This is a genomic window from Arthrobacter sp. efr-133-TYG-118 (assembly GCF_030209755.1).
Taxonomy (GTDB): domain Bacteria; phylum Actinomycetota; class Actinomycetes; order Actinomycetales; family Micrococcaceae; genus Arthrobacter.
Map to the genome: position 1 here is coordinate 1 of NZ_JARVRH010000012.1, position 26,811 is coordinate 26,811.

Consider the following 26,811-nt stretch of genomic DNA (forward strand, 5'->3'; position numbering starts at 1 on the left):
TGGCCAGGAAGTCCTGGTCGTTTTCCGCCGCGGTGCGGGCCAGGGCGTGTTCCATTTCCGCGGCCTTCTCCGGGCCGCACAGCGGACGCACCTTCGTCACGGCCATCGTGATGATCCCGGCCGAAGCGGATCCGATCATCCCGGAGGCCAGCGCCGCGGCGGTTTCCCCGTGCCGGGCAGGGACCGTTTGCCCGCTGAGGCCGCGGCCCGGCAGCAGCTCGCTCGCCATGGCGAGCCGGCGCCTGGCGTCGGCGGCACTGATGCGCAGCAAGGACCGCAGATGCTCGGCCGTGGACCGGAACTCCCCGCCCCGCGCGCTCCCCTGCACCGCGCCGGAGCCTGTGTCCGCACCTGACTCACTCCCCGCGTCGGCGGCCCAGCCGGTGGTCCAGCCCGGCGGGCTCGCGGGTTCATCGTTCCGGGCCGTGTCCAGCCCGGCTGCGGCGAGCAGCTGGAGATAATCCAGGGTCCGGGAAAGTTCCTCCACCCCGGACGCGAACGCGACAACCTCCTGGAAACCCGGCCGCCCGAGGTCGTCGGCCGCCTTGTCGGCCAGCGACCTCAGCGCCGCCACGGCCCCGTCCAACACGGCCTGCCGGCCGCCCCGATCCCCCGGCTCCACCAACGCCAGCCCGCCCGGAACCCCGGCAAGATGCGGAACACGGGCATGACGGGACACTCCGGAAAGCCCGCGGGACGCAAAGCCCTGCCGGGTGTCGAAGTATCCGATCGCTTCCATGGAAACACTCTGCCAGGAGGCTCTGACATTTAACCGACCTCAGACCGGCGGTCCGGCGTTCGACTTCAGGTTCTTCATCACCAACGTCGAATTGAGGCGCTCGACAGCGGGAAGTGCCGAGAGTTGGTCGTCGTAGAAGCGTTGGTAGGCCGGGAGATCGGCGGCGATCACGCGGAGGAGGTAGTCCGGGGAACCGAAGAGCCGCTGGGCCTCGACGATGTTCGGAATGGCCGCCACGCGATCTTCGAACTCCGACATCGTGGCGCGGTCAGCCTGCCGCAGGGTCACAAAGACTATCGCCTCGAATCCCAAGCCAATCGCACCCGGATCGATGTCTGCCCTGTACCCCCGAATGACACCGGAAGCCTCGAGGTCCCGCAGCCTGCGATGGCAAGGAGCCACGGTCAACCCCACCTTGGCTGCGAGAGCGGTGGCAGTCATTCGACCATCCTCTTTGAGGTGGCGCAAAATAGTTCTATCTATTCCATCAATCACGCAAATATCTTACCGAAAGAGCGGCAAGCCTGGCTAAAAATGCGAACACTTATGGGCAGATTTTCCATAAAGTTCATAGTGTAACCACCAGCCAGGAGCCACCATGAATCCCCAGCTTTTCATCGCGTTCGTCATTGTCGCCGTCACCTTGGCGTGCACCCCGGGCGTCGATTGGGCGTATTCGATTGCCGCTGGCCTGCGGCAGCGCAGCTTCCTCCCCGCCGTGGTCGGCCTGTGCAGCGGCTATGTACTGCACACGGCCCTTCTAGTGGCCGGACTCGCGGCCCTCTTGACAGGAGTTCCGGGGCTTCTTGGCTGGCTGACGATCGCGGGCGCAGCCTACTTGCTCTGGCTCGGCGTGAGCACCATACGCTCGTGGCGAGGCGCAAGCTTCAGTGCGGATGACGCCGTCGGGCAGTCCCGAAACCAGTTGCGCACCTTCCTGCAAGGCATGGGCACAAGCGGCATCAACCCCAAGGGCCTGCTGTTCTTCCTGGCGCTTGTTCCGCAATTCGTGAGCCCCGAGGCGTCTTTGCCGGTACCGGTGCAATCAGGCGTGCTGGGTCTCACGTTCGTCTTGTTCGCGGGCATCATTTACACGGCAGTGGCGCTGACCTCGCGAAAGCTGCTGCAGTCCCGGCCTTCCGCCGCACGCGTAGTGACCCTTGCGAGCGGCATCATCATGGTGGGGCTCGGGGCTGTTCTGTTGGGCGAACAGTTGCTTCCGCTGCTCCGGTGACGCGGCCGTCGGGTGAGATCGCTCTGGTGTTCTTCGGCGAGGCGGCCTATCGTCGGCTTCATGTCCGATGACTTTTCAGCTCTCGTGGAGGCCTTCAAGAAGGTCGGTGTATCGAGGGCGTACGGCCCTCCCATGCAGATCGGCGGAGAAGAACTGATCCCGGTCGCCCTGGTGTCCTTTGGATTCGGAGGAGGCAGCGATGGAGGCAATGCGGCCGGCGGTGGTGGGGGCGGTTTCGTGCTCCCTGTCGGGGTCTATGGCCGCAACGCCAGCGGTCGCGTGACATTCCAGCCGAACACCGTGGTTGTCCTGGCGATGCTGCTCCCACTGGTCGGCGCCGTGATGGTCTCCATTCGGGGAATGGTTCGCGCGCTTCGGGCCTAGCCGCCCGGCTCGCCGAAGTCCTTGTTCCACATCCGGCGCACCTCGGCGTCCTTACGGATCCCATCGACGGCCTCAAGCTCAGTCCCCTCCGGTTTGCCGCGCGGAACCCGCTTAGCAACAAGAAGCCGCGGGTTGGCCCGCCGCCTGACCTCAAGCATCGACAGCGCCCGGTCCGTGACCGCGTCGTTGCGCAAGGCAAGGTTGGTCTTCTTCCTCCGGAGTACTTCCACGAGAGCGGCCTGTGCCGCCTCCCGCTCCCCCAACACCCTGAGCGACTGGGCTCGTATCAGCAGCAGTGCCGCCGAGAGGTCATCCGTGTTGCGCAGCCCCTCAGTCCAGGCGACGACGTCGGCGTGCCGCTCAAGCGCCGCCGCCGCGGTGCAGCGGGCCAAGGCGGAGGGCAACGACGGCGGCAAGCTGGCCAGGATGTCCAGGGCATCCGGCGTCTGGCCCGTCTCCCGGAAGCAATGCGAAAGGGCAAGGTACACGGATTCCTCGCTGAAGAGGACGGGAACGTCAATCCGCTCCGCCACCTCGACCCGCGTGACCACCCTGCGAAGGTAGCTTGAGGAGAACTGGCTGGCGGCGTCGTCGATCCGTATGGACAGGCCCCGTTGCAGCAGTTCCGACGCCCGGAGATATCCGCCGTGTTTGTACACAAGCAGCCCGGCGATCACGTAGCACAGGCCCGCCCAGCCGGGGTAGGTGCGTGCCAAGGTGATGAGGCGGTCCGGGTCCGTGCTGGTGAAGACGGCGTCGTACACCGATTTGGCGGTCTTGCCGGCCAGCCGTTTGAGTCTGGGAGCATCCCCGGCGACGTCGATCCGGCCAGCGGTTTTTCCTTTCAGGACGCCCCAAAACGCACCGCTCAAGCCCTCAGCCAGTCCACCCACCGATGTGCGGACATGTCCGTTCCGGAATGGCGTGATGTCCCTGGTGTCCCCGAAAATCGCTCCGCGGACTCCGGGAACCGATGGCTCACTCACGGTTGCCTTGGCATCGCAGGACAAAGCGTCGCAGAATTGGGCATCACAGAACCATGCTAGCTCCGCTTGTCCCAGCCTTTCCCCTCTATTTCCGGGGTTTTCGGGAGTAAGATATCCACGTCGGCAGGGTTCCGACTCCTTGCCGCGATACGGCCCTCCATTTGAAGGGCCGATGGAATCGTGATCGGGAGGAGCTATGACTACTGCTTCACACCCCGCGCAGCACCACCACGTGATGGGGCTGACGCTGCACAACACAGCACTGGTTTTGGGCTGGGTTTTCCTGGCTGTTGGCGTCTTGGGATTTATCCCGGGCATCACCAGCAATTACGGCGCCATGACCTTCGCAGGACATGACTCGGGCGCCATGCTTCTTGGAGTTTTCCAAGTATCCGTCCTGCATAACATTGTCCACCTGCTATTCGGCGCCGCAGGCCTGTACTTCGCGAGGACTGGAAGGATGGCGCGCGGTTACCTCATCGGTGGCGGCGCAATCTACCTCGTCTTGTGGATCTACGGTCTCATCACTTTGTCGAACATGAGCGCTGACTTCGTGCCCATGAACGCCGCGGACGACTGGCTGCACCTTGTTCTCGGTGTTGTCATGGTTGCCCTTGGCGTGTGGCTCGGACGCGACGCAAGGGAGGAGTCGAAGGGCCGCGCCATGTAGCGCACCCTGACTCTGCAGAACTCTGCAGTTGCACGACGGCGGCCGTCCCTTTCGGGGCGGTCGTCGCCTTTGCGTCCTGGATGCCTAGCCGTTCCGGGGCGCCTAGCCGAGAAGCCTGCGTTCGTAGGCGAACGCCACCAGCTGAAGCCTGGTGCGCAGCCCGAGTTTGCTGAGCACACTGCGCAGGTGGGATTTCACTGTGGCCTCGGAGACAAACAGGCTTTGCGCCATCTCGGCATTCCCCAAGCCTTTGGCCGCCAGGAGGAACACATCCCGCTCGCGTGGAGACAGCTCGTCCATCACGGCGAGGTCCGGCCCGGCGACCGGCACCGTCCTCGCCGCATGCTGGAAGAGTTCGTGAACCGAACCGGGCGCGATCACCGAGTACCCCGAATATACGGTCCGGATGGCGGCCAAAAGGAATTCCGGCTCGGCGCTCTTGAGGAGGTAGCCGCTGGCGCCCGCCTGCACGGCTTCAACCACGGCCTGGTCCCTGTTGAAGGTGGTCAGGGCAATAATCTTTGGCTTGTCCACTCCCGCCGCATCGGCTTCCTCCGTGATGCGACGTGTGGCCTCGACTCCGTCCAGCACGGGCATTCGAAGGTCCATCAGCATGACGTCCGGCCGCTGCTTGGCCGCGAGCGCCACGGCTTGTTCGCCGTCGTCGGCCTCCCAGGCCATGTCCATGTCGGCTTGGCTCTGCACCAGCATGCGGATGCCGGAGCGGAACAATGGTTGGTCGTCCACCAAGGCAACCGTGATGGGTGTTTCAGCCACGTCCGACGCTTTCCCGCTCAGTTCCCGACAACGACGAGGCACCCTCGAGGGCCAGCGCCGGCTCCCGTTCCGGTTCCGTGCCGGACATCCCGTCCTCCTGTTCCGCTGCGCTTTCCGTTCGGTCTTCCGGAAGGAGGGACGCCGGGCGAGAGCCATAAGGGATGAAGACCGTCACACGGAACTGCTCGCCGTCCGGCCCGGAACTGAGCCAGCCGCCGGCAAGGTGCGCACGCTCGCGCATTCCGGGGATGCCGCGGCCCACGCGCCCGGCGGCACCGCCGTCGTCCGTCCCCCCAATCGAAACGGACGCCGGCAATTCCGAAGCAACGTGCATGGTCAGCCCTGGGCCGCTCCAGTCGAAGTGAAGGCGCACGGCCGTGCCGCGTCCGCCGTGCTTGAGAGCGTTTGTGAGGCACTCCTGCACAATCCGGAATACTGCGAGTTGCTGGCCCGCGCCAAGCTCGACCGGGGTTCCGGTTTCGCTCTGCTGGACCTTGAGGCTCCCCTGGCGCATCCGCTCGACAAGGGGCCCGACGTCGGTGAGTCGGGGCTGCGGGGCCACCAGACCGTCGTCGCGCACTCCCTCAATGACCCGCTGGGCGTCCACCAATGCGTGGCGGGCCGATACCGCGATGTTCTCCAAGGCGTCGAGCACTGCCTTGGGTTGGTCCTGGCTGAGATAACGGGTGCCGTCGGCTTGCGCGGCGATCACTGCAAGCGAGTGTGCCAAGACATCGTGGAGGTCGCGGGCGATCCGCGTGCGCTCCTGCTCCACGACCAGCTCAACCTCGGTTTCCTTGAGGTTCGCCTGGACAAGGACCTTGGACTGGAATAGCTTGCCTCGGTCCTCATAGAGAGCCAAGGCGATGCCGACGGCCGCACAGCCGGCGGCGATCAAAATCAGGGTGGAAAAGAGCTGCGCGCCGTAGTAGTTGAAATTGAAGCGGTCACCGAAGGGCATCCGCGGGAACCAACCAACGCCCCAGCCGTATCGCCATGACACGATCAAAACAGTCATGCCGGCAGCGAATGCAAGATTGGCTGCTCCAGCAATGACTCGTTGCCTGCCGGATCCGGTCCACAGTATGAATGCCAGCGCAATGAATGAACCGATGTAAATTGCCCAATAATCGTCCCAAGGCGGAGGGATGACATGGGTCAATTGCCCGAGCAAAAGGGTGGCCGTAAACCCGAGTGACGCATAAGGCCTCCACGCCGCGACTCCAATGGCCAAGGTCATTAGGACTATCATCCAGGTTCCGGGCCAATAGCTGAGCCACCACGTCCCGATCCTTCCAGCCTCGCCCACGCACCACAGCGCGAAGAAAATGACGGCCGCCACGGGGGCGCCCCATTGCCGTGCAACTTTCAGTGTCTGTTCCATGTCAGCCACCCTATCCACGGCCAAGGACGCGGCGACGCCGATTCTGCCCTCCAGCGTCCGATCTCCACCCGGAAGCCAGTGGATTCATCCTTGGAGCCAACGCGGGAGGTGAGCGAGCGTTTGTCGGAAGGGCGTTAAAGGTGAGCGAGCGTCGGCCCAAATGCCACCAGAGGTGAGCGAGCGTTTGTCGGCCCCAACGCCCGCTCACATATCCGGCCCAAATCCCCAACGCTCCATCACATATCCCGCTTACGGCCAATGAGTACAGCGCTCGATGTCATGTCACTTCGGCGTTCACGCGCCCAATCTATGCGGCTCAAAGATGTTACGTGCGAAACAATGGGCCGAGCTCGTCTGTCCGGGGCGGGTTGGCGCCCTGCCGGGAGCAGGTGATCGCTGCGGCGCGGTTGGCGTAGGCGGCTAGGGAGTGTAGTTGGTCCTGGGACAGGTTCTGCAGTCGTTCTCTGCCCTCCGCCCCGAGCGCTTGAAGTTGCGCGAGCCCGGAGATGAGCCCTGCCATGAACGAGTCGCCCGCGCCCACGGTATCGGCGACGACGATGGCTTCGGCCGCCATTTCCACCCGCGCGTTGCCGGACAGGACCACCGGTCCAGAGGGGCCGCGGGTCAGGGCAACGACCGCCGGGCCAAGTGCCAGCCAAGACTCGAGGGTTTCGTCCGGCGTCCGGTCCGGGTACAGCCAACGGAGGTCTTCATCGCTGGCTTTGACGATGTCGCTGGCAGCCACGAAAACTTCCGATTGCTGCCGGGCCACGGCCGCATCGAAGCCGATCCCTGGCCGGCAGTTGGGGTCGAAACTGATAGTGGCGTGATCCCGGGCGGATTCCACGAGTGCCAAGGTCGCGAGATCGCCCGGAGGGAGCACGGTAGCGATCGAACCTGTGTGGACGTGGGTTGAACCCTCGACCGTGGCGAGGGCGGCGAGGAATGCCCCGTTGATGTCCCAAGTGATGGAGAAAATGTACTCGGCGCCACCATCGGGCCCCAGGGTGGCGAGGGCCGTCGACGTCGGAGTGGCCCCGCCGTTGATGACGCGCACACCGTTGGACTGCAAGTGCTCGTCGATCATGAGCCCGTAATGGTCATCGGAGTAGTGCGTCACGAGGTTCGTCCTCAGGTCCAGCCGGGCGGCCCCGACGGCTACGTTGAGCGGACTTCCACCCGCATGGGCCCGGCTGTCGCCCCTCCCGCGAGGATCGCTAATGACATCGACGAGGGATTCGCCGATGACAGTCACCGTGGTTTCATCTGCCATGTTTGTCAGCGGCCCGGGTAGACAACGGCCTTGAGCTGTCCGGGCTGCTTACCGGGCTTGAGTGCTTCTTCTGCCTCGGCCAGGGCGAACCGGCCCGTGACCAAGACATCAAGGTCCACCTTGCCGTCGGCGATCAGCTGGATGGCCAAGGGCCACGTGTTGGTGTAGCGGAACACGCCGGAGAGCCAGATCTCGCGGTTCTGGATGTACGAGACGGGGAGTTCGACGTCGTCGGCCCCGAGCCCCACAAGGATCACCCTGCCCGCCGGTCCCACGGCTTTTATCCCTGAACGGACCGCCTGCGGTGCGCCGGAAGCGTCAATGAAGGCATCGACGTCGAGCCCTTCCACGCTGTCCGTCTTGGCGTTGAGCGCATGCGTCGCGCCGTGTTCCAGGGCGAAGGCCAGGCGGTCTACGGCGATGTCCGTGATGTAGATGTCGGTGGCACCGAAGGCCCGGGCGGCCTGGGCGGCGATGATGCCGATGGGGCCCGCACCGGCGATCAGGACCCGGCTGCCGGGCTTGATGTCGGCGCGTTCGCAGGCCCAGAGGCCGACGGAGAGGGGTTCGATGAGGGCTGCTGCCTCGTCGCTGACGTTATCGGGGATGTCGTAGGCGAAGTCGGCCTGGATGGTGACGTATTCGGCGAAGGCTCCGTCGATCGGCGGGGTGGCGTAGAACTCGATGTCCGGGCATAGGTTGTACCGACCGGCTTTGCACTGCTTGCACTTGCGGCACGGCCGCTGGGGCTCGACGGCGACGCGGTTGCCTATGCGGGCAGGGTCCACGGCGCTTCCGACGGCGGCGATCCGACCGGAAAGTTCGTGGCCCAGGACCAGGGGGTGGTCCACCACGTAGTCGCCGATCCGGCCGTGCTCGTAGTAGTGGACGTCGCTGCCGCAGACGCCGACGGCGGCGACCTGGACCAGGACCTGGTCGGGTTCGAGCTCCGGGACCGAAAGGGTTTCCATGGTCATCTCGCCCTGGCGCTTCAGGACGGAGGCGCGCATGGTGGCCGGCAGTTCGGGCTGTACGAGTGCGTGGGGCTGCGCGGGCGTGTGGGAGTGTGCGGTTGGTGTTGTCATCGGAGTAATCCTTGGGAAATCGAAGAGGGAGGGCGGTCTATTTGACGGCGCCGTTACTTGACGGCGCCGAGGGAAAGACCCTGGACGAGTTTGTCCTGGGCGGCGAAGCCGGCGAAGAGCACGGGCAGGGAGATCACGACGGCGGCCGCGCAGACTTTCGCGAGGAACAGGCCTTGGCTGGAGACGAAGCCGGTGAGGAAGACGGGGGCGGTGCCGGCGACGACGCCGGTGAGGACCCGGGCCAGGAGCAGTTCGTTCCAGCTGAAGATGAAGCAGATCAGTGCGGTGGCGGCAATGCCGGGCATCGCCACGGGGGCGATGATCTTCCGGAGGGTCAGCAGGAGGCCTGCGCCGTCGATCTGTGCCGCTTCGAGCATTTCCACCGGGACTTCAGCAAGGAAGGAGCGCATCATCCAGACCGCGATGGGCATGTTCATGGAGGTGTACATCAGGATCAGGAACCAAATGTTGTCCAGCGCGCCGACGGTCTTGGCGAACAGGTATAGCGGCAGGATCGCGGCGACAACCGGCATCATCTTGGTGGAGAGGAAGAAGAACATGACGTCGGTCCACTTCTTCACCGGCCTGATGGACAGCGCGTACGCGGCCGGGATGGCCAAGACGAGGACGAGCACGGTGGAAAAGATCGACGCCGTGGCCGAGTTGATCATCGGCGGCCACGGGCTCACGCCGGAGGTCGCCCCGAAGAATTCCTGGTAGGCGTCCAGGGTGAGGTTCGCCGCGATGGACGGCGGGTTGGTGGCCGCGTCCGTTTCCGAGTGGAAGGACGTCAGGATCATCCACAGAACAGGGGATGCGAACAGCAGCGCCAGCAGCCAGGCGGCGAGTCCGGCTGCGGTGTTGTTCCGGGTGGGGTCCATGCGGGACTTGGCCCCGCCGAACTTTCCGAACCGCCGGCGGGATCCGCCGTCGAAAGCTGTGCGGTTGGCTGTTGTGTTGCGGCGCGCGGAAGGGGTGAGGGTGCTCATCGTGCTGCCTCCTTCTTGAAGAGCGAAAAGACGGTGCGGAGGGCGAAGGTGGCCACGATGATGGTGCCGATGACCACCACGACCCCGGCGGCGGACGCCAGGCCGTACTCGTTGGCGAAGTAGAAGGTCTGGTAGATGGCGTAGGGCAGGTTGGCGGTTCCCAGGCCTCCGGAGGTGAGGGTAAAGACGGCGTCGAAGTTCTGCACGATGTAGATCGCGCCCAGGAGTCCGCCCAGTTCCATATATTGGCGCAGGTGCGGGAGCGTGAGGTGGCGGAAGATGTCCCAGCTGCTGGCCCCGTCCATCTGGGCCGCTTCCACGGTGTCCATGGGCCGGGACTGCAGGCCGGCGAGGAGGATGAGCATCATGAACGGGGTCCACTGCCAGACCAATGACAGGACGACGGCGGCCAGTGGTGCCTGGGAGAGCAGGTCCGGCTGGGGTGGGGTGTTGCTTCCGAAGAGTGACCAGATCCAGGTCAGGGTTCCGTTGATCAGCCCGTACGTGGGGTTGAGCAGGGCATGCTTCCAGATGAGGGCCGCAGCCACGGGGACCACCAGGAAGGGTGCGATGAGCAGGGTCCGGGCCAGGCCGCGGCCGATGAACTTCTTGTCCAGCAACAGCGCGAGGCCGAGTCCGATCAGGAGGCTCGCCAGGACCACCGAAACGGTGAGGATGATGGTGGTGAAAATCGCCTGGCGCAGGTCCGGGTCGGTGAGGACCTGGACGTAGTTAGTGAATCCGGCGAATCCGGTCTGGTCGGGGCGGAGGCTGTTCCAGTTCAGGAACGAAATGATCAGGGTCACCACGAACGGGAGCTGGGTGACGATGATCAGGAAGATCAGGGCTGGCAGCAGCGGCGCACGCCGGGCCCAGGCCAGGGCGCGTTCACGCGTTCTGGCATTCGCGGAAGGTTTGGGGGCGCTGTGCCCGGAACGGGAGATGCGCGCTGTTGCGGTAGTCATGAGGGTCTCCTGCGGTTCCGTGGCCAGCACTTGGCGGGCCACGGAACCGGTTGGTAGGTTTGGTGCTTCTTGTACTGGTTACTTCTTGTACTTGTCGCCGATTTTTTGTGCGGCGTCCTGGCCCTTGGCCAGCGCGTCGGAAACGGAGCCCTGGCCGGCGATGGCGGAACTGACACCCTGTGAGACAGTGGTGCCCAGGTCGGCGAACTCGGGAATGCCTACGAACTGGATGCCCACCACCGGGCGCGGCTGCACGCCTGGGTTCTTCGGATCGGCGTTTTCGATGGCGGTGCGTTCAGCCTGAAAGAATGGCGCGGCCTTCTGGAAGTCGGCATTCTCATAAGTTGAGATGCGTTTTCCGGACGGAACCTTGGCCCAGCCCAGCTTCGCCGCCACCAGATCTTCGTACTTTTTCGAGCTGGCCCAGGAAATGAACTTGCCGGCGGCGTCCTGCTTTTTCGAAGCGGCCTGCACGCCCCAGGACCAGGTCCACAGCCAGCCCGAGGATTTGGTTTCCTTTACGGGCGCCTGGACGTAGCCGATCTTGCCCTTTACCGGCGAGTCCGCAGCTTCCAATGAACCTGCCGCGGAGGTGGCGTCGTACCACATGGCCGTCTTGCTCTGGCTCATGTTGTTCAGGCATTCGGTGAATCCGGCCTGCGCGGCCCCGGCTTCACCATGGGCCCGGACCAAGTCGACGTAGAACTGGGTGGCCGCGGTGAATTCGGGGGCGTTGACCTTGGCGTTCCAGTCCTTATCGAACCAGGTGCCGCCGAAGGTGTTGACGACGGTGGTCAGCGGGGCGAAGACCTGGCCCCAGCCGGGCTGGCCGCGGAGGCAGATGCCCTTCATGCCCTGGGCCGCACCATCAACCTTGGCGGCAAGATCGGCCACCTGGTCCCAGGTCGGATTCGCCGGCATGGCCAGGCCCTTGGCCGCGAAAATATCCTTGCGGTACATCAGGAAGGAAGACTCACCGTAGAACGGTTCGCCGTACAGCTTGCCGTCCTTGCCCGTAAGGGAAGCGGTATAGGCCGGCAGAATGTCTGACTGATTGAACGACGCATCCTTCGCCACGTTGTCCAGCGGAGCCAGCCAGCCGTTCGCCGAGTAGAAGGGGATCTCGTAGTTGGACAAGGACGCTACGTCGTACTGCCCTGCCTGGCTGGAGAACTCCTGGCTGATCTTCGCCCGGACGTCGTTTTCGGGAAGCACGGTGTAGTTGACCTTGATGCCCGTTTCCTTGGTGAAGTTGTCCGCGGTGAGCTTCTGCAGGTCCTCCATCTGGGGGTTGTTGACCATCAGGACATTGATGCTGTTCTGATCTCCTGCAGCGGTGCTGCCGCCGGCGCCGGAACAGGCCGAAGCGGAAAGTGCGATGCACAGGGCGCCGGCAGCCAGTGAGGCAGCGCGTATTTTCGGGCGCATTGAGGACTCCTTTGTTCTTCAAGGGGGTACGCAGTCTCTGCACCTCGACTGCTGCGTCGATGTACTGGACTGGAGCGCGGCCTAAGATCGGGAATCCGATCTGCCGCGCTTGGTCCCTCAAGATTAGGCGTGTGGGATAGGGCACAACTAGCGCCCGCGTTGCCAATTTCTGATACTAATTTTCCCCTTGGCTTGCCAGGTAGGCGCTAATGTAGGGGAAGAGGCCGAGGGATGCTGTCCAGATTTCATAAAAGTCGAACGCATGGAGAAACGCTATGAGCGCGGTGGTCCCGAGCGAGGGCGCGGCGGCGAGGCTCGCCGAACGGCTCCTAGGCATGCGTGCAAACAGGGAGGTCATCCCGGCCGACCCAAACCAATCAGTCCGGTGGCACCAGCACGACTATCCCAGCCCGTTGGCACGCTGGAACTACCACCCCGAATACGAGATCCACCTGATCCGGAAAGGCACCGGCAAATTCATCGTCGGAGACCACATCGGCACATTCGAGGCCGGGCACGTGTCCCTGGTGGGATCAGGCCTCCCGCACGATTGGGTGAGCGACCTCAAGCCCGGAGAAGTGCTGGAGGGGCGGGACGCGGTGATCCAGTTCGACGGGAAATGGGTCCAAGAAGCAGCCGCCAAGATTCCTGAAATGGCCGAGGTAGTTCCCCTGTTGGAACGGTCCGCACGCGGGATCGAATTCCTGGGCCGCTCGGCCACAACCGCCGCCGTGGCCATCGAGGCCATGGGGACTTCCACGGGATTGGAGCGCCTACACCACCTCTTTGAAGTATTTACGGTCCTTGCGCGTGCGCCCCGGGAGGAACGCCGCTACCTCGCCGACGAATGGTTCAGACCGCAACTGGACGGCCAGGCCGCAGCCGTGGTCGACATCGTCCTTGAGTACGTGTTCAGCAATCACGCCGGCAGCGTCAAGATGTCCGAGGCTGCCGCACTTGTGGGAATGTCCGAACCGACATTCTCCAAATACTTCAAACGCTCCACCGGCCAGAACTTCAGCGACCTCGTACGCAAACTCCGGCTGGCCCACGCACGCCGCTTGCTGGAACGCAGCGACAAACCCATTTCCGATATTTGTTACGAAGTGGGCTTCTCGAACCTGTCCAATTTCAATCGGCATTTCCTCAACGACGCCGGGGAAACTCCCCGGAGCTACCGCCGGCGATTACAAAACTGAGAGTCCCCAGGCTGCCGCCCGGAGCGAGCTAAGCAAAAACGACGGCGACGCTCCCCAGCACGGGAGCGTCGCCGTCGTCGGCTATTCGGGTTGAACGCGCGCGGGGCTTATTCAGCCGCCGCGGCAACCGCCGCAGTGACCGCAGGGGCGACACGGGGATCCAGCGGGCTCGGCACGATGTAGTCCGCAGAGAGTCCTTCCTCGGCCAGCGCTGCGATGGCGCGGGCCGCGGCGATCTTCATGGCCGGGGTGATGCGGCGTGCGCCGGCGTCCAAGGCTCCGCGGAAAATCCCAGGGAAGGCCAGCACGTTGTTGATCTGGTTCGGGAAGTCGCTGCGGCCCGTGGCCACGACAGCGGCGTACTTGACGGCGACCTCGGGCAGAACTTCCGGGTCCGGGTTGGACAGGGCGAACACGATCGAGTCCTGGTTCATGAGCTTCAAGTGATCCTCGGCCAACTTGGACGAGGAAACGCCGATGAACACGTCGGCGCCCTGCAGTGCTTCTGCGGGCCCACCGGAGAGGGCGCGGGGGTTGGTGCGCTGGGCGAAGCGGGCCTTAACGCTGCCCGAATCAGCCACCAGGTCGGCGCGCTCGGCGTTGATGATGCCCTTGGAATCCAGAAGGACGACGTCCTGGACGCCCGCAGTCAGCAGGATCTCGGAGACGGCAATCCCCGCGGCGCCCGCACCGGAGACCACAACTTTCAGTCCCTCTAGTTCACGGCCGGTCACCTTGGCGGCGTTCGTCAACGCTGCGAGAACCACGACGGCGGTGCCGTGTTGGTCATCGTGCATGACGGGGCAGTCGAGGGCTTCGATGAGACGCTCTTCGAGTTCGAAGCAGCGGGGCGCGGAGATGTCTTCGAGGTTCACGGCACCGAAGCTCGGACGCAGGCGGACCAGGGTTTCGATGATTTCGTCCACGTTGGTGGTGTTGAGGACCAAGGGGATGGAGTCGAGATCGCCGAAGGCCTTGAAGAGCGCGGATTTTCCTTCCATGACAGGGAGGGAGGCGCTGGGTCCGATGTTGCCAAGGCCCAGGACCGCGGTGCCATCACTGACAACCACCACGAGGCGCTCGGCCCAGGTGTACGTGCGTGCAAGCTCCGGGTTGGCGTGGATCGCGCGGCTCACCTCGGCGACGCCGGGGGTGTAGGCGATGGAAAGGTCCCGCTTGTTCAAAAGCGGCACGGTGCTGGAAACGGAGAGCTTGCCGCCTTTGTGGGCGGTGAAGATTTCCTCTTCGCTCAGCGCCAGTGCGGTCAGATTCTGTTCAGGGGTGATGGTCTCGACGGACACGTCTTTGTCTCCTCAGGCTAGCCGTGAACCCACGGCACAATTCGGGCAGGTGTAGAGGCTTCGGTGCCGGACCATGGGTGGCTGGTCCGTGCTGTGAAACTCCTGCGGATATGGGCTGCTAGCCGCTTGGGTCCTGTCTTCGTAGACAGGGGCTTGATAGGAAGACTAGAGACATCCAGCCATAAACTCATACTTTTGGTCGTAGTGGTCTAGACCAATTACGTCGATTCCCGGAAAAGCTACGCGTCGGCAATCAACTTGCAAGCGTTCTTGAGGTCCTTCTCCGCGTCGAAAAGTGAGATCCGGCGGCAGTTAACGGACTGGACCAGACCACTGACGACGTGGAGCAGAATCCGGGCCCTCCCGGCGTCGCCGATCGCAGCCGCGACCATCTCGGCCGAGAGCGCTTCGATATCGCGCAAGAGTACGGGGATGTCACCATCGCGGGTATCCCACGTGCGGGACAGACAGTGTTCTACGGCGGGTTGCATGACCCGCATGTGGAAAATCTCCATCCCGAGACCGGCGAGTTCCTGCTGGCTGCACCTCGAAGATGCCGGCCTGGAGTCGTTGAGTTCCCGGAGTTGCTGCCGGTAGACCGCAAGCATCAGATGGACCGTGGACGGAAAGTATCGGTAGAGCGTCCCCAGCGGAACGTGGGCCCTGGTGGATACGTCAGAAAGGCTCACGGTATCGAACTGCCGCTGGGCGAATCCCGCGGCGGTCTTCAGTATCCGGGCGTAGCGCAATAGCTGTCTCGGTGTGGTGGGAGCAGCCGCCATTTGGGGCAACCCCGCGGCCAGATCCAGCGAATACGGTTCCAAGGAGTTCGGTTCGGACATTTCCGGCGTTCTGTTGGTTTGGGCTTCGTTCGGGGAGATTGCGCGGCCCCCCATAGACCGAGCGCGTCCTGACAATGATACGGCAGCAAGTTGTCAGTTCCCTGAGAACGGATTCGCAGGGCTACGCGACGCCCTTGATCTTCACCACGAATACCGCCCCCAGCAGACCGATGACAGCTGCGGCCACGTACAGCGAGACGTAGCCACCCCAGAACGCCACAAAGGGGTAAGCAATAAGCGGCGCGATCACCTGCGGCAAAGAGTTGGCCACGTTGATAACCCCAAGGTCCCTGCCCCGGTCCAGCGCGGTGGGCAGCACCTGGGTAATAAGGGCGAAGTCGACCGCCAGGTACGCACCAAAGCCGATACCGAGCACCGCCGCGCCGGCAATGGCCCCCGTCCACGTAGGTTCGAACCCGAGGATCAGGGCAGCTATCGAAATGACGACGGACGAGACAATGACGAGAGGCTTGCGTTTGCCCATGCGGTCGCTGATGGCCCCGCCCACTACGCTGGTGATGATCACCATGACGGCGTACAGACCCGTCAGGATGAGGACGCCGAACTCCGGCTTGAGGCCTTGGGTCTCCTCGAGGTGCACGGCATCCTTGAGGAAGAACAGCAAGTACAACGTGACCATGTGGTTGCCGACATTGACCAGGAACCTCGTCAGCCAGGCCCATGCGAAGTCCGGGTACCTGGCGGGCGAGATCCAGAATCTTTTGACAAATGTCCAGAGTTTGAACGGTGGCCTCGCCTCCGGAACGAGGGGGACGTCCTCGTTCTTGAAAAGATAGAGCACGACGCCGGCCAGCAACGCGGCAGCGCACACAACGTAGCCGAGGGCAAAGTTCCCCGAAACGGCCGACGCGATCACCGCGCCCGCGAGAATGCCCACGGTCTGACCCATGGCCGCAAGGCCGCCGACCGCGCCGCGCTGCGGCACTGGAACCCGATCCGGAATAGCTGCTGTGATGGCGGCATAGGCTCCATTGCAACCGGCCTGGACCAGGCACCACAGAATGGCCATGACCGCCACGTTGGGAGCACCTGCGAGGGCCACCAACGCTACGGCGCCCAGGATGGCGCCGAAGAGCACCCAAGGTACCCGCCGCCCGAAGCGGGACGTGGTGCGATCGCTGAACGCACCGAAGAGGGGGTTCGCCACAAGGGACACCGCGGCGCCGCATCCCGTGACAAGCGCAAGGATGGCTTCCTTCTGGCCTTCGTCAAAGTGGATGGCCTGCTGCCCGAGCAAAACCTGGATAGGGCCGAAGAAGGCGGCGTTGATGCCCACATTGACCAGTACCACTCCGGTGACCCACAGCGAGCGGACGCGTTCCACGGGCTCGGCGAGCGCCGTCGTCGGGCCTGCCTGCATCCCCATAGGATCCGTCACCGGTCTTTCAGGCAGTGAACCGGGCAGATCGGACAGGCTCATGACGGTGCTCCCCTAGCGTCTGGACGTGTGAATTCAGCCTAGCGCCGTGGGAGTCTCTCCGGCTGTCATGAAGGTGCGTATGTGGACAACTGCCCCATCCGGGAGCCGCTAAGGCACGTCCGCACGCGTTAGGGTAGCTCCAACGGACCGAGGAGGATCAACGATGAACAGCCCAGCGAACCCCATCAACACAGCCGATCTCTATGACGAGCGTGCCGAGGAGGTTGAGTCGATATCACTGCAGTTCCAGGACCTCGGCGGCGTCTCGCACTTCAGCGGCCCCGTTCGCACCATCAAGTGCTTTGAGGACAATGCCCTGGTGAAGACGATTCTGGCAACCCCCGGCGAAGGCGCTGTGCTGGTGGTGGACGGCTACGGCTCGCTGCGCACAGCCCTCATGGGGGACATGATCGCCGAGAGCGCCGTTGCGAACGGCTGGGCCGGCGTCGTGATCAACGGGGCCATCCGCGATCGCGTGGCGATCGCGAAGCTGCCTTTGGGCGTCAAGGCTCTCGGGAGCAATCCCAAGAAGAGCTCCAAAGTGGGCCGTGGCGAAGTGGACATCCCTTTGGTGATTGACGGAGTGCACATCGAGCCGGGCAACCTCATCTACTGCGATCCTGACGGGATTCTCGTGGAGCGGTGACATTTTTCTCGCCAATCGGGTAGGACAGGGAATAGGGGAGCGATTAGGATAGTTACTGAAAGCAACTATCCTGCTTAGTCCCCTTTTCATCCACCTTTGGAGAAGCAATGTCCAACGCCACGCCTGTGCGGGCCGCCGGAGAGGTCCTGACACACCGTCAGACGCTCACCGTCATGGTGGGCCTCATGCTCGGCATGTTCCTGTCCTCCCTGGACCAGACCATCGTGTCCACGTCCATTTACACCATCGCCAACGACTTGGACGGCCTGTCCCTGCAGGCGTGGGCCACTACGGCCTACCTCATCACCTCCACGGTGACCACCCCGCTGTACGGCAAGCTCAGCGACATCTTCGGCCGCCGCCCGCTGTACCTGGCCGCGATCCTTATCTTCCTCGCCGGCTCCCTGTACGCCGGTTCGGTGCACTCCATGACCGAGCTCGCCATCGCCCGAGGTATCCAGGGTATGGGCGCCGGCGGTCTGCTGGCCCTCGCGCTGACCATCATCGGCGACATCGTTGCCCTGAAGGATCGTGCCAAGTACCAGGGCTACTTCATGTCCGTCTTTGGCGTTTCCTCGGTCCTCGGCCCGGTGGTCGGCGGCGCGTTCGCCGGCTCGGCAAACATCCTCGGATTCGACGGCTGGCGCTGGGTCTTCTTCATCAACCTGCCCATAGGCCTCGCCGCACTCGCCGTAGTGTTCTTCTTCCTGCACCTGCCCGCGAAGCACGTCAAGCAGAAGATCGACTACTGGGGCGCAGGAGCCATTACGCTGGCAATCGTTCCGCTGCTGCTCGTGGCCGAACAAGGCCGCAGCTGGGGCTGGACCTCCGTCAACTCGTGGATCTGCTACGGACTTGGCGTCATCGGCATCATCGCGTTCCTGCTGGTTGAGCGACGTGCCGGCGACTACGCGCTGATCCCCCTGCGGCTCTTCAGGAACATCACCTTCGGACTGTCCTCCCTGCTGAACTTCATCATCGGTATCGGCATGTTCGGTGCCATCGCGATGCTCCCGATGTACCTGCAGCTGGTCAAGGGCCTCACCCCTACTGAGGCAGGCCTCATGATGATCACCTTCACGGTGGGCATCCTCTTCGGTTCCATTACAGCGGGACGGACCATCTCGGCGTCGGGCGTTTTCCGGATCTTCCCGATCCTCGGTACGGGCATCCTGACCGCCGCGGCCATCGTCATGGGCCTGTCCCTCGGGGTCGACACCGGCCTCTGGGTTCCCGGTCTGATCGCCGTATTCTTCGGCATGGGCCTGGGCTTCTGCATGCAGCCGCTCACTCTGGCCATGCAGGTCTCCGTGCCGCCGAAGGACATGGGTGTAGGCACGTCCACCGCGGCGTTCTTCCGTTCCATGGGCGGCGCCGTGGGAACCGCGGTGTTCATCTCGATGCTCTTCAGCCTGGCCGCCGACAAGATCGCCTCGGGCATGAAGGACGCCATGGGCAGCGCCGACTATCTTAAGGTGCTCAAGGATCCTGCGGTTGCCGCGGATCCCGCCAACGCCAAGCTGTACGACTTCTTCAAGAACGGCGCCACGAACGATTCGCTGAACGACACCAGCTGGCTGCACCACGCCAACCCGGCGCTCACCCGGCCCATTGTTGAAGGCTTCGCGCAGTCGATCGACACCGTGATGCTGACCGCCGCGGCACTGACCGGCCTCGCGTTCCTCATCAGCTTCGCCTTGCCCAACAAGAAACTGACTGATCCGACGGCGGCAGCGAAGGAATCCGTTTCCGCGCACTAGGTTCCGTCTCTTCGACCGCGTCACGGCAGGCAGTCTTTTGGACTGCCTGCCGTTGTCGTTTCCAGTGTTCGCGCTGTGGAGTGCCCGACGGCGGCGCGAAAGTTTGCGTGGCGTGACACGTCCGGTGTGGCAGGCCGCGTTGACTGGAAGTCCCGCTGCCAGCGTGCCACACTGTGTAGCGCGAGTGCCCCGGCGTCCCCGTCGGAACCAGCTGCCGATGACGACCGCGCCGCACAATCCACTAATTTTCCTCAAGGGAGAGCCATGCCCAATTCCAGCTCCGACAGCCGTTCCGGCGTCCCACGCAAGGTAATTGGCCTGGCCGTTGCCGGAGCTGTGGGCGGTTTCCTCTTCGGCTTCGATTCCTCCGTGGTCAACGGCGCCGTGGATGCGATGAAGGACGAATTCATGCTGAGCGAAGCCGTCACGGGCTTCGCTGTGGCAGTCGCGCTGCTCGGCTGCGCAGCAGGGGCGTATCTTGCGGGCAAGGTGGCCGACCGCTACGGCCGCATCCCCGCGATGAAGCTTGGTGCCGCCCTCTTCCTGGTCAGCTCCATCGGGACTGGCTTGGCCTTCAGCGTCTGGGACCTGGTTTTCTGGCGGCTGGTTGGCGGCCTGGGCATCGGCCTCGCGTCGGTGATCGCGCCGGCCTACATCTCTGAAATCTCGCCGCGCCAGGTCCGCGGCCGGCTCGCGTCGCTGCAGCAGTTGGCGATCACCACCGGTATTTTCGCGGCCCTGCTATCCGACGCCGTCCTGGCGACTTCGGCGGGAAGCGCACACCACGCGCTGTGGCTCGGAATTGAGGCCTGGCGCTGGATGTTCATCGCGTGCGCCGTGCCTGCAGCGATATACGGCCTGATCGCCTTCCGGCTGCCTGAGTCGCCGCACTTCCTGGTCCTCAACGGCAAGGAAGACACCGCGCGCCAGATCTTCGACGCACTGATGCCGGGCGACGATACCGAACGCCATATCCGTGAAATCCGAGACTCCATCAAGCAGGACGAACTCTCCACGAAAAAGGGCTCGCTACGTGGCAAGGCCTTTGGCCTGCAGCCCGTCGTGTGGATCGGCATCATCCTGTCGGTGCTGCAGCAATTCGTCGGCATCAACGTGATCTTCTACTACTCCACCACCCTGTGGAAAGCAGTCGGCTTCCACGAGCAAGACTCCCTGGCCATCTCCGTGGCAACGTCCGTCACCAACATCCTGGTCACGCTCGTGGCGATCGCCCTCGTAGACCGCATCGGCCGACGGCCCATCCTGCTGACGGGGTCCATCGGCATGGCCGCGTCCCTAGGAGCCATGGCACTGGCTTTCGCTTCGGCCACGGGGACAGGATCTTCGGTGTCGTTGACAGGTGCGTGGGGTCCGGTGGCCCTGGTGGCCGCCAACGTGTTCGTGGTGAGCTTCGGCGCTTCGTGGGGACCGTTAGTGTGGGTGCTCCTGGGCGAGATCTTCCCCTCACGCATCCGTGCCCGCGCGCTCGGCCTGGCCGCCGCGGCCCAGTGGATCGCCAACTTCGCCATCACCTTGAGCTTCCCCATTATGGCGGCCGGTTCGCTGCCGCTGACTTACGGCATGTACGCACTGTTCGCCGCGGCGTCGTTCTTCTTCGTCATGTTCAAAGTGCCCGAGACCAACGGCATGTCCCTCGAGCAGGCGGACACTTTGTTCGTCCCGAAGGGCTCCAAGCCCGCAGAGCTCGCGATCACACCCAAGTAGCTCGCATTTGTTGTCGTTATGAGCCCTCATAACGACAACAAATGCGAGCCAGTTGGGGCCCCTACACGAGGTGCGGTTCGTGCGACTTCAGGTAGCGGCGGCCGCCGACGGCCACGAGGATTGCGAACGCGAGCGCAAGGGCCGCGGCGAAGAACGGGACCTGCGGTCCGAAGTGCTCACCCAACTGTGCCGCGACAAACGGAGCCAGCGCACCGCCCATCCACCGTACGAAGTTGTAACCGGCCGAAGCCACGGGACGCGGTGAATCGGAAACTTCCATGGCCAGCTCGGTGTAGAGCGTGTTGTTGATCCCCAGCAGGGCGCCCGCCACAATGACAAGCACGACGACGACAGTCACCGAGTGCCCCGCGGCAAGTCCCAGCCCGACGAGGTCCAGCAAAAGGGCCCCGAGGGTGCCGACCAGGACGTTGGTGGTGCCGAAGCGACGCTGCAGCACGGGTGCCACGAAGACCGAGAACACGGCCACGGCAACGCCCCAACCAAAGAACACGGAGCCGATACCGTAGGCGTCCATCCCGAGAATGAAGGGCGTGAAGGCCAGGATCGTGAAGAAGCCGTAGTTGTAGAACAGGGCGCTGGCCGCGGTAGTGCGAAGGCCTTTGTGGCCCAGGGCAAGGAGCGGGTCACGCAAACGGGCCTTCGTGGCCGGCATCGCGGTCTTGGGCAGCAGGGCCAGCAAGGCGATGAAGGAAATGGCCATGAGGACCGCGGTGCCGAAGAACGGTGCGCGCCATTGCCAGCCGCCGAGAAGCGCGCCGAGCAACGGGCCGAGGGAAATGCCCAGGCCAAGGGCGGCTTCGTACAGGATGATCGCGGTTCCCGTTCCGCCGCTCGCGACGCCGACAATCACGGCAAGCGCGGTGGCCACGAAGAGGGCGTTGCCCAGTCCCCAACCGGCGCGGAATCCGACCAGCTCACCCACGCTTCCGGACAGGCCCGACAGCGAGGCGAACACGACAATCAGCGCCAGGCCGATCATGAGCGTCTTTTTGCCACCGATCCGCGAAGAGACGAACCCGGTCACGAGCATCGCGACGGCTGTCACCAGGAAATAGCTCGTGAAGAGCAACGACACTTGGCTGGGGCTGGCCTGGAGGTTCTTGGCGATGGCCGGCAGGATCGGGTCCACCAGGCCGATACCCATGAAGGCGAAGACGGCGGCAATCGCCGTGGCCCACACGGCTTTGGGCTGCTTGAGGAACGAGGCCTTTTCGGCCTCGAGTGTTTCTTCCGCTGGCTGCAGTTGCTCTGCGAGCTGGCCTTTCATGGACTGCTCTCCTAGTTTTTTGGGTCGTTCAGTTCTTGGTTTTGTTCAGCTCTGGACTGAATGGTTGATCTTGTCGAACACCGGAAGGGCGGCTTGGACGGCGTCGCGTTCCGCCGGGCTCAGGGTTCCGAGGATCCCGGCGATGAATTCGTTGCGGCGACGGTCCGCATTCTCGACGGCGGCACGTCCCGCCGCGGTTGCGGCGACACGGACGGCGCGGGAGTCGTCCGGGTCTGCTTCGCGTTTGACCAGGCCTGCGCGCTCAAGCTTGATGATCTGCTCCGTGGCGCTTGGGACTTTGACCCCAAGGTTCCGGGCGATCCCCCCGACGCGGGCACCGCCGTCGAGCGCCATCTTGAGGACGCCAAGCTGGGCCGAGCTGAGTTGCTCCTCGGAATCGAGGCGGCGCATCACGTACACGCTTTGCCGCAAGGCTTCCCGGAATGATTGGGCGAGGGCGAGGAGCGCGTCGTCAGCTTGATTGGTGTTCATATTTAGGTATCCTAACAGTTAGGTTGCCTAAATATCAAGGGGCGCACGGTCCCGGATCCGCCGGGAGCCTCGGGTTACAGCGCCAGCTTCATCCCCTCGTGACTCGCGACGAAACCCAGCCGCTCATAGAAGCGATGGGCGTCCTTGCGGGACTTGTCGCTGGTGAGCTGGACCAGGGTGCAGCCCCGGTTCCGCGCCTCTTCGATGGCCCATTGCATCATTGCCGCACCGACGCCATGATCCCGCAACTCCGCGGCGACGCGCACGGCCTCGATCTGGCAGCGCAACGAGCCCTTCCGGGCCAGCCCCGGGATGAAACTCAACTGAAAAGTGGCGACGCAAGCGCCGTTCAGGTGGCCTACCACCAACAGTTGGGCCGGGTCCTCGTTGATCTGCTGAAACGCCTGCAGATAAGGTCCGACGTCCTCGGCGTTTTCACGGGAACTGCCCAACTGATCCGCGGCGAGCAATCTCAGAATGGCGGGCAAGTCCTCCCAGTGGGCCCGGCGGAGCGTGAAGACTCCTTCGTCCAGAACCATGCTCAACAGCGGCTTCACGCCTGGATTTGTGTGACTCATAGCACCAGCCTGACACAAGCTGGGGGCTTCGTTTTACGAGCGTTCATGAATTCTGGGTGAAACGTTCAATCACAAATTCTTGGATGGTTCGAGTTAGTTTGGACTAGCAGATTTGTTAGCCACGTCACCATTGCGGCGAATCACCCGAAGGATGCAGATATGTCTCACCAGACAACAACGGGGCAACGCACTGCCTCAAGCAAAGACAGCGAGCCGCATCTGGCGCGCTCATTGAGCAACCGCCACATCCAGTTGCTTGCCATCGGCGGCGCCATCGGCACTGGCCTGTTCATGGGCTCCGGAAAGACCATCTCCGTCGCCGGTCCGTCCGTGATCTTCGTGTACATGATCATCGGCTTCATGCTGTTCTTCGTCATGCGCGCCATGGGCCAGCTCCTGCTCTCCAACCTGAACTACAAGTCCTTCAGCGACTTCGCGGGCGACCTCCTTGGTCCCTGGGCAGGCTTCTTCACCGGCTGGACCTACTGGTTCTGCTGGGTAGTAACAGGGGTGGCCGATGTCATCGCCATCGCGGGCTACGCCAATGAGCTCTGGCCGGGTGTGCCGCTCTGGATTCCGGGCCTCGCGACCATCGCCATCCTGCTGTTGCTCAACCTCCCCACGGTGAAGGCCTTCGGCGAGACTGAGTTCTGGTTCGCCCTCATCAAGATCGTCGCCATTGCCGCTTTGATCATCGTGGGTATCGTGATGATCTCCACCGGCTTCACGTCAGACGCCGGAGCCGCGAGTTTGACCAATCTCTGGAGCCACGGCGGCTTCTTCCCCAAGGAATTCATGGGCTTCGTTGCCGGCTTCCAGATCGCGGTCTTCGCGTTCGTGGGCATCGAACTGGTGGGCACCGCCGCGGCCGAGACCAAGAACCCGGAGCACAACCTGCCCCGCGCCATCAACGCCATTCCCGTCCGCGTGATGCTGTTCTACGTCGGAGCGCTCATCATCCTGATGTCCGTCATTCCTTGGACCGAGTTCAAGGCCGGCCACAGCCCGTTCATCGCCATGTTCTCGCTGGCCGGACTGGGCATCGCGGCAACCGTGGTGAACCTCGTGGTCCTGACCTCCGCCATGTCCTCGGCCAACTCCGGTATCTACTCGACGTCGCGCATGGTGTTCGGCCTGGCGAACGACGGCGATGCCCCCAAGATGTTCGGCCGCCTGTCCAGCCGCAAAGTCCCTCAGAACGCCCTGTTCCTGTCCTGCGTGCTGCTGCTGGGCGGCGTCGCACTGCTCTATGCGGGCAAGGACATCGGAGCAGCCTTCGACATGGTCACCACCGTGTCCGCCGTTTGCTTCATGTTCGTCTGGTCCATCATCCTGGCCAGCTACCTTGTGTTCCGGAAGCGCCGGCCCCACCTGCACGAGGCATCGACGTTCAAGATGCCCGGCGGGATCGTGATGGTGTGGGTGGTCTTCGCCTTCTTCGGCTTCCTGGTCTGGGCCCTGACGACGCAGCCGGACACCCTCACTGCCTTGCTCGTAACCCCGATCTGGTTCGCCATCCTCGCCGTGGCCTACGCCTTGGTCCGGAAGTCGCCGCTGCATCAGGCCCGCGTGGCCGAGTGGAAAGCCATGGCCGAAACCGAGACGACCGCGGTCGAAACCGCCGCCCGCTAGGACGCCCGCTCACCTATGAGCCTTCTCGACGTGACGCCCGCTCACCTATAGGCGCACAACCCGAAACTCTCCTTCACATCATCACGTGAAGGAGAGTTTCGTACATTCCCACCAAAGGTGAACGAGCGTTTGGGTGCAGGGACTTATGCCGGCGCCTGCTGCAAACTCCGACGGCGGATCGGTTGCTGCACGGCGGCGACTGACAAAGCCCCGAAGGCCGCTAATGCAGCGAAGGTTCGTACGGCGTGGCCCAACTGCCAACGGTCACGTATGTCCGCCCAGTCCGCTGGCGGGTTCATGACGTTCCATCCGCCTTCGGCCACGTTGATAGGAACGTTGACTACAAGGGTGGTGATCAAGGCCGCGAGCAGCAGCGCAAGCGCACCGGCCACCAACCAGAAACCGCGATCCTTTGTCTTGAACTCCATCACTACCAGGGCCACTGTGGCAATTAGCGCTGGAAACAGTAGGACTGAGGCCAGGAGAGGCAGCCCGACGAGGGCCGCCTGCTGGAGCTGGGCGTAAACCGCGCTGCTGAATTGCCGCAAGGACAATTCCAAGACGAGTATCCCCGTGAGGAACCCAGCGAACAGGCCAACAAAAACAAGCCCAGCAATACGTACCGCGGACTGGATGGCATGGCGGTTCATGACCGGTTACCCTCGGGGACGCTATCTGGCGCCGCCTTCTTGCTGCTGGCCTCCCGGAGAAGTAGCTGAATGAGGCTCGGCTTCTGCGAAAAGGTTGCAACTGCTACGTTTTTGCGCACGAACTCGTCCGAGGTGAGTTGCCTCAGCATAGAGTCCGCAAGGTCGGCCCGCGACGTGAAAGTTCCATTCATGTAGTCAACGGCCACCTTGTAGTCGGTCACGGACTCGGTCTCGAAAAGACCGGAGGGTCGCATGATCGTCCAGTCCAGGCCGCTGGCGGCGACGGCGAATTCCATCCGCCGCATGTCCTCGTACAGGGTCTTCCCGAGCAGCTTGGTAACGAGGGGCTGCAGCACCTTGTCGAAGAGGAACCCGCCATGCGGGCCGGCGGTGATGTCGGTGGCGCTGGAGCTCACGCAGACCAGTCGGCGGACGCCGTGGTTGCCCATTGCCCGCATGATGTTGCCTGTGCCCACTGAATAGACCGTGATCGGCTGGCGGCTGTATGGAACACCGAGGGCTGAGAGAACGGCATCCTTTCCTTCGACGACGGCACTTACGTCCTCGAAGTTGTACACATCGGCGCCGACCACGCTGAGGGCGGGGGCGGAAAACGGGAATTCGTGCGGCCTGCGCGTTACAGCGGTGACGACGTGTCCGGCGTCGAGCGCTTGTGCCGTGAGAATCCTTCCGGTGGGGCCATTTGCCCCGAATACTGCGATCTTCATGTGATGCGGCCTCCAGTATTCTTATCCTAGGAAAACCATACAATACAGAAACGATATCATATGAGTTCCATATCAAATCAAGAAGGCGCGACTCCTCGCCTTCGGCGACGTGCTGTTGCTGAGCTCAAAGCCGAGCTTCGCAGCGTCCGCGTTCAACTATCAGTGCTCAATCACCAGGTCGGCACCCAGGCCGAGCTGAAGGACGTTGACCTTGATTGTCTTGACCTGATCTCGAGCCGGGGGCCGCTCAGCCCGAGCATGTTGGCCAAACACGCCGGCCTGCACCCAGCCACCATGACCGGGATCCTCGACCGGCTTGAACGCGGAGGCTGGATTGTCCGGGATCGCGATCCGTCCGACCGGCGCGCCGTTGTGATCCGGGTTCTTCCCGACAGAAACGCCGAGATGTTCCGCCTCTACTCAGGAATGAACAGCCTCATGGACACCATCTGTGCAGATTACGACGACGCTGAAGTCGCCGTCATTACCGACTTCCTGCGGCGCGTCCAGGCTGCCGGACGAACGGCGTCGGAAGAACTCGCCAATTAATTGACGCTCGCCCACTTTTAGGGCCGAAAGCACTCACCCTCCTCCACATCAAGTGAAGGAGGGTGA

At 63.4% G+C, this 26,811-nt stretch carries 27 protein-coding genes; 9 read left to right on the forward strand and 18 right to left on the reverse strand.

Annotated elements, in window-relative coordinates; translation table 11 throughout:
- Together QRN59_RS10870 and QRN59_RS10875 are read right to left on the reverse strand one after the other, a co-directional pair.
- Positions 1-739: DUF222 domain-containing protein (locus QRN59_RS10870; protein ID WP_284982540.1), on the reverse strand; the 739-nt coding region annotated here is incomplete at its 3' end.
- Positions 740-778: 39 nt separating this feature from the next.
- Positions 779-1,234, reverse strand: coding sequence for an Lrp/AsnC family transcriptional regulator (locus tag QRN59_RS10875; RefSeq protein WP_078107280.1), 456 nt, complete (start codon positions 1,232-1,234; stop codon positions 779-781).
- A 103-nt stretch (positions 1,235-1,337) separates the two neighbouring features.
- Here QRN59_RS10875 and QRN59_RS10880 point away from each other — a divergent pair, with 103 nt between their 5' ends.
- Together QRN59_RS10880 and QRN59_RS10885 are read left to right on the forward strand one after the other, a co-directional pair.
- Complete coding sequence (locus QRN59_RS10880; RefSeq protein ID WP_284982541.1) at positions 1,338-1,973, forward strand: LysE family translocator; 636 nt, start codon at positions 1,338-1,340, stop codon at positions 1,971-1,973.
- A gap of 60 nt (positions 1,974-2,033) precedes the next feature.
- On the forward strand, positions 2,034-2,357 hold the full coding sequence (locus tag QRN59_RS10885; protein WP_284982542.1) for a hypothetical protein: 324 nt from the start codon (positions 2,034-2,036) through the stop codon (positions 2,355-2,357).
- Here the strand turns inward: QRN59_RS10885 and QRN59_RS10890 are convergent.
- A complete protein-coding gene (locus tag QRN59_RS10890) occupies positions 2,354-3,343 on the reverse strand; it encodes a hypothetical protein (protein ID WP_284982543.1) in 990 nt (329 codons plus the stop codon). The two genes, QRN59_RS10885 and QRN59_RS10890, sit on opposite strands and share 4 nt — an antisense overlap.
- 196 nt (positions 3,344-3,539) lie before the next feature.
- On the opposite strand from QRN59_RS10890, the gene QRN59_RS10895 reads away from it, so the two are divergent.
- Positions 3,540-4,013 carry a DUF4383 domain-containing protein gene (locus tag QRN59_RS10895; protein ID WP_284982544.1) on the forward strand — a complete coding sequence of 158 codons (474 nt, stop codon included), beginning with the start codon at positions 3,540-3,542 and terminating at the stop codon, positions 4,011-4,013.
- A 102-nt stretch (positions 4,014-4,115) separates the two neighbouring features.
- On the opposite strand, the gene QRN59_RS10900 is transcribed toward QRN59_RS10895, so the two are convergent.
- The 7 genes from QRN59_RS10900 to QRN59_RS10930 form a co-directional block, all read right to left on the reverse strand.
- Entirely contained in the window at positions 4,116-4,790 is a 675-nt protein-coding gene (locus QRN59_RS10900) for a response regulator (protein ID WP_284982545.1), read from the reverse strand.
- Positions 4,783-6,174 carry a sensor histidine kinase gene (locus tag QRN59_RS10905; protein WP_284982546.1) on the reverse strand — a complete coding sequence of 464 codons (1,392 nt, stop codon included), beginning with the start codon at positions 6,172-6,174 and terminating at the stop codon, positions 4,783-4,785. The genes QRN59_RS10900 and QRN59_RS10905 overlap by 8 nt, the downstream gene beginning before the upstream one ends.
- A 325-nt stretch (positions 6,175-6,499) precedes the next feature.
- Positions 6,500-7,447: a carbohydrate kinase family protein gene (locus QRN59_RS10910; RefSeq protein WP_284982547.1), complete on the reverse strand. Its 948-nt coding sequence runs from the start codon at positions 7,445-7,447 to the stop codon at positions 6,500-6,502.
- A gap of 5 nt (positions 7,448-7,452) precedes the next feature.
- Positions 7,453-8,532 carry an NAD(P)-dependent alcohol dehydrogenase gene (locus tag QRN59_RS10915; protein WP_284982548.1) on the reverse strand — a complete coding sequence of 360 codons (1,080 nt, stop codon included), beginning with the start codon at positions 8,530-8,532 and terminating at the stop codon, positions 7,453-7,455.
- A gap of 53 nt (positions 8,533-8,585) precedes the next feature.
- Positions 8,586-9,521: a carbohydrate ABC transporter permease gene (locus tag QRN59_RS10920; RefSeq protein ID WP_284982549.1), complete on the reverse strand. Its 936-nt coding sequence runs from the start codon at positions 9,519-9,521 to the stop codon at positions 8,586-8,588.
- On the reverse strand, positions 9,518-10,486 hold the full coding sequence (locus tag QRN59_RS10925; RefSeq protein ID WP_284982550.1) for a carbohydrate ABC transporter permease: 969 nt from the start codon (positions 10,484-10,486) through the stop codon (positions 9,518-9,520). Before QRN59_RS10925 ends, QRN59_RS10920 begins: the two co-directional genes overlap by 4 nt.
- 78 nt (positions 10,487-10,564) lie before the next feature.
- Positions 10,565-11,914 carry an ABC transporter substrate-binding protein gene (locus tag QRN59_RS10930; protein WP_284982551.1) on the reverse strand — a complete coding sequence of 450 codons (1,350 nt, stop codon included), beginning with the start codon at positions 11,912-11,914 and terminating at the stop codon, positions 10,565-10,567.
- A 275-nt stretch (positions 11,915-12,189) separates the two neighbouring features.
- Here QRN59_RS10930 and QRN59_RS10935 point away from each other — a divergent pair, with 275 nt between their 5' ends.
- Entirely contained in the window at positions 12,190-13,113 is a 924-nt protein-coding gene (locus QRN59_RS10935; RefSeq protein ID WP_284982552.1) for an AraC family transcriptional regulator, read from the forward strand.
- 107 nt (positions 13,114-13,220) lie between these two features.
- Here the strand turns inward: QRN59_RS10935 and QRN59_RS10940 are convergent, their stop codons facing one another.
- The 3 genes from QRN59_RS10940 to QRN59_RS10950 all read right to left on the reverse strand — a co-directional run bounded on the left by QRN59_RS10940 (position 13,221) and on the right by QRN59_RS10950 (position 16,697).
- Entirely contained in the window at positions 13,221-14,414 is a 1,194-nt protein-coding gene (locus tag QRN59_RS10940) for an NAD(P)-dependent malic enzyme (protein WP_284982553.1), read from the reverse strand.
- A 239-nt stretch (positions 14,415-14,653) separates the two neighbouring features.
- Positions 14,654-15,256, reverse strand: a complete 603-nt coding sequence (locus tag QRN59_RS10945) for a TetR/AcrR family transcriptional regulator (protein WP_284982554.1) — start codon at positions 15,254-15,256, stop codon at positions 14,654-14,656.
- A 121-nt stretch (positions 15,257-15,377) separates the two neighbouring features.
- Positions 15,378-16,697, reverse strand: a complete 1,320-nt coding sequence (locus QRN59_RS10950; protein ID WP_284982555.1) for an MFS transporter — start codon at positions 16,695-16,697, stop codon at positions 15,378-15,380.
- 163 nt (positions 16,698-16,860) lie between these two features.
- On the opposite strand from QRN59_RS10950, the gene rraA reads away from it, so the two are divergent.
- From rraA to QRN59_RS10965, 3 genes are all read left to right on the forward strand, one after another.
- A complete protein-coding gene (gene rraA, locus QRN59_RS10955; protein ID WP_284982556.1) occupies positions 16,861-17,343 on the forward strand; it encodes a ribonuclease E activity regulator RraA in 483 nt (160 codons plus the stop codon).
- Between the two features lie 107 nt (positions 17,344-17,450).
- A complete protein-coding gene (locus QRN59_RS10960) occupies positions 17,451-19,103 on the forward strand; it encodes an MDR family MFS transporter (protein WP_284982557.1) in 1,653 nt (550 codons plus the stop codon).
- Positions 19,104-19,367: 264 nt separating this feature from the next.
- Positions 19,368-20,828, forward strand: coding sequence for a sugar porter family MFS transporter (locus QRN59_RS10965; protein ID WP_284982558.1), 1,461 nt, complete (start codon positions 19,368-19,370; stop codon positions 20,826-20,828).
- A 61-nt stretch (positions 20,829-20,889) separates the two neighbouring features.
- On the opposite strand, the gene QRN59_RS10970 is transcribed toward QRN59_RS10965, so the two are convergent.
- The 3 genes from QRN59_RS10970 to QRN59_RS10980 all read right to left on the reverse strand — a co-directional run bounded on the left by QRN59_RS10970 (position 20,890) and on the right by QRN59_RS10980 (position 23,186).
- The gene (locus tag QRN59_RS10970) at positions 20,890-22,116 is read right to left on the reverse strand and encodes an MFS transporter (protein ID WP_284982559.1); all 1,227 of its coding nucleotides are present in this window, start codon (positions 22,114-22,116) and stop codon (positions 20,890-20,892) included.
- A 45-nt stretch (positions 22,117-22,161) separates the two neighbouring features.
- Positions 22,162-22,608 (reverse strand): MarR family winged helix-turn-helix transcriptional regulator, encoded by a 447-nt coding sequence (locus QRN59_RS10975; RefSeq protein ID WP_284982560.1) that lies wholly within the window; start codon positions 22,606-22,608, stop codon positions 22,162-22,164.
- A 74-nt stretch (positions 22,609-22,682) separates the two neighbouring features.
- Positions 22,683-23,186, reverse strand: a complete 504-nt coding sequence (locus tag QRN59_RS10980) for a GNAT family N-acetyltransferase (protein ID WP_284982561.1) — start codon at positions 23,184-23,186, stop codon at positions 22,683-22,685.
- Between the two features lie 159 nt (positions 23,187-23,345).
- Between QRN59_RS10980 and QRN59_RS10985 the strand changes: the two genes are divergently transcribed.
- Complete coding sequence (locus QRN59_RS10985; protein ID WP_284982562.1) at positions 23,346-24,818, forward strand: amino acid permease; 1,473 nt, start codon at positions 23,346-23,348, stop codon at positions 24,816-24,818.
- Positions 24,819-24,961: 143 nt separating this feature from the next.
- Here the strand turns inward: QRN59_RS10985 and QRN59_RS10990 are convergent, their stop codons facing one another.
- The gene (locus tag QRN59_RS10990; protein ID WP_284982563.1) at positions 24,962-25,468 is read right to left on the reverse strand and encodes an anthrone oxygenase family protein; all 507 of its coding nucleotides are present in this window, start codon (positions 25,466-25,468) and stop codon (positions 24,962-24,964) included.
- On the reverse strand, positions 25,465-26,196 hold the full coding sequence (locus QRN59_RS10995) for an NAD(P)-dependent oxidoreductase (protein ID WP_284982564.1): 732 nt from the start codon (positions 26,194-26,196) through the stop codon (positions 25,465-25,467). Before QRN59_RS10995 ends, QRN59_RS10990 begins: the two co-directional genes overlap by 4 nt.
- A gap of 60 nt (positions 26,197-26,256) precedes the next feature.
- Here QRN59_RS10995 and QRN59_RS11000 point away from each other — a divergent pair, with 60 nt between their 5' ends.
- A complete protein-coding gene (locus QRN59_RS11000) occupies positions 26,257-26,745 on the forward strand; it encodes a MarR family winged helix-turn-helix transcriptional regulator (RefSeq protein ID WP_284982565.1) in 489 nt (162 codons plus the stop codon).
- The last annotated feature ends 66 nt before the right edge of the window (positions 26,746-26,811 follow it).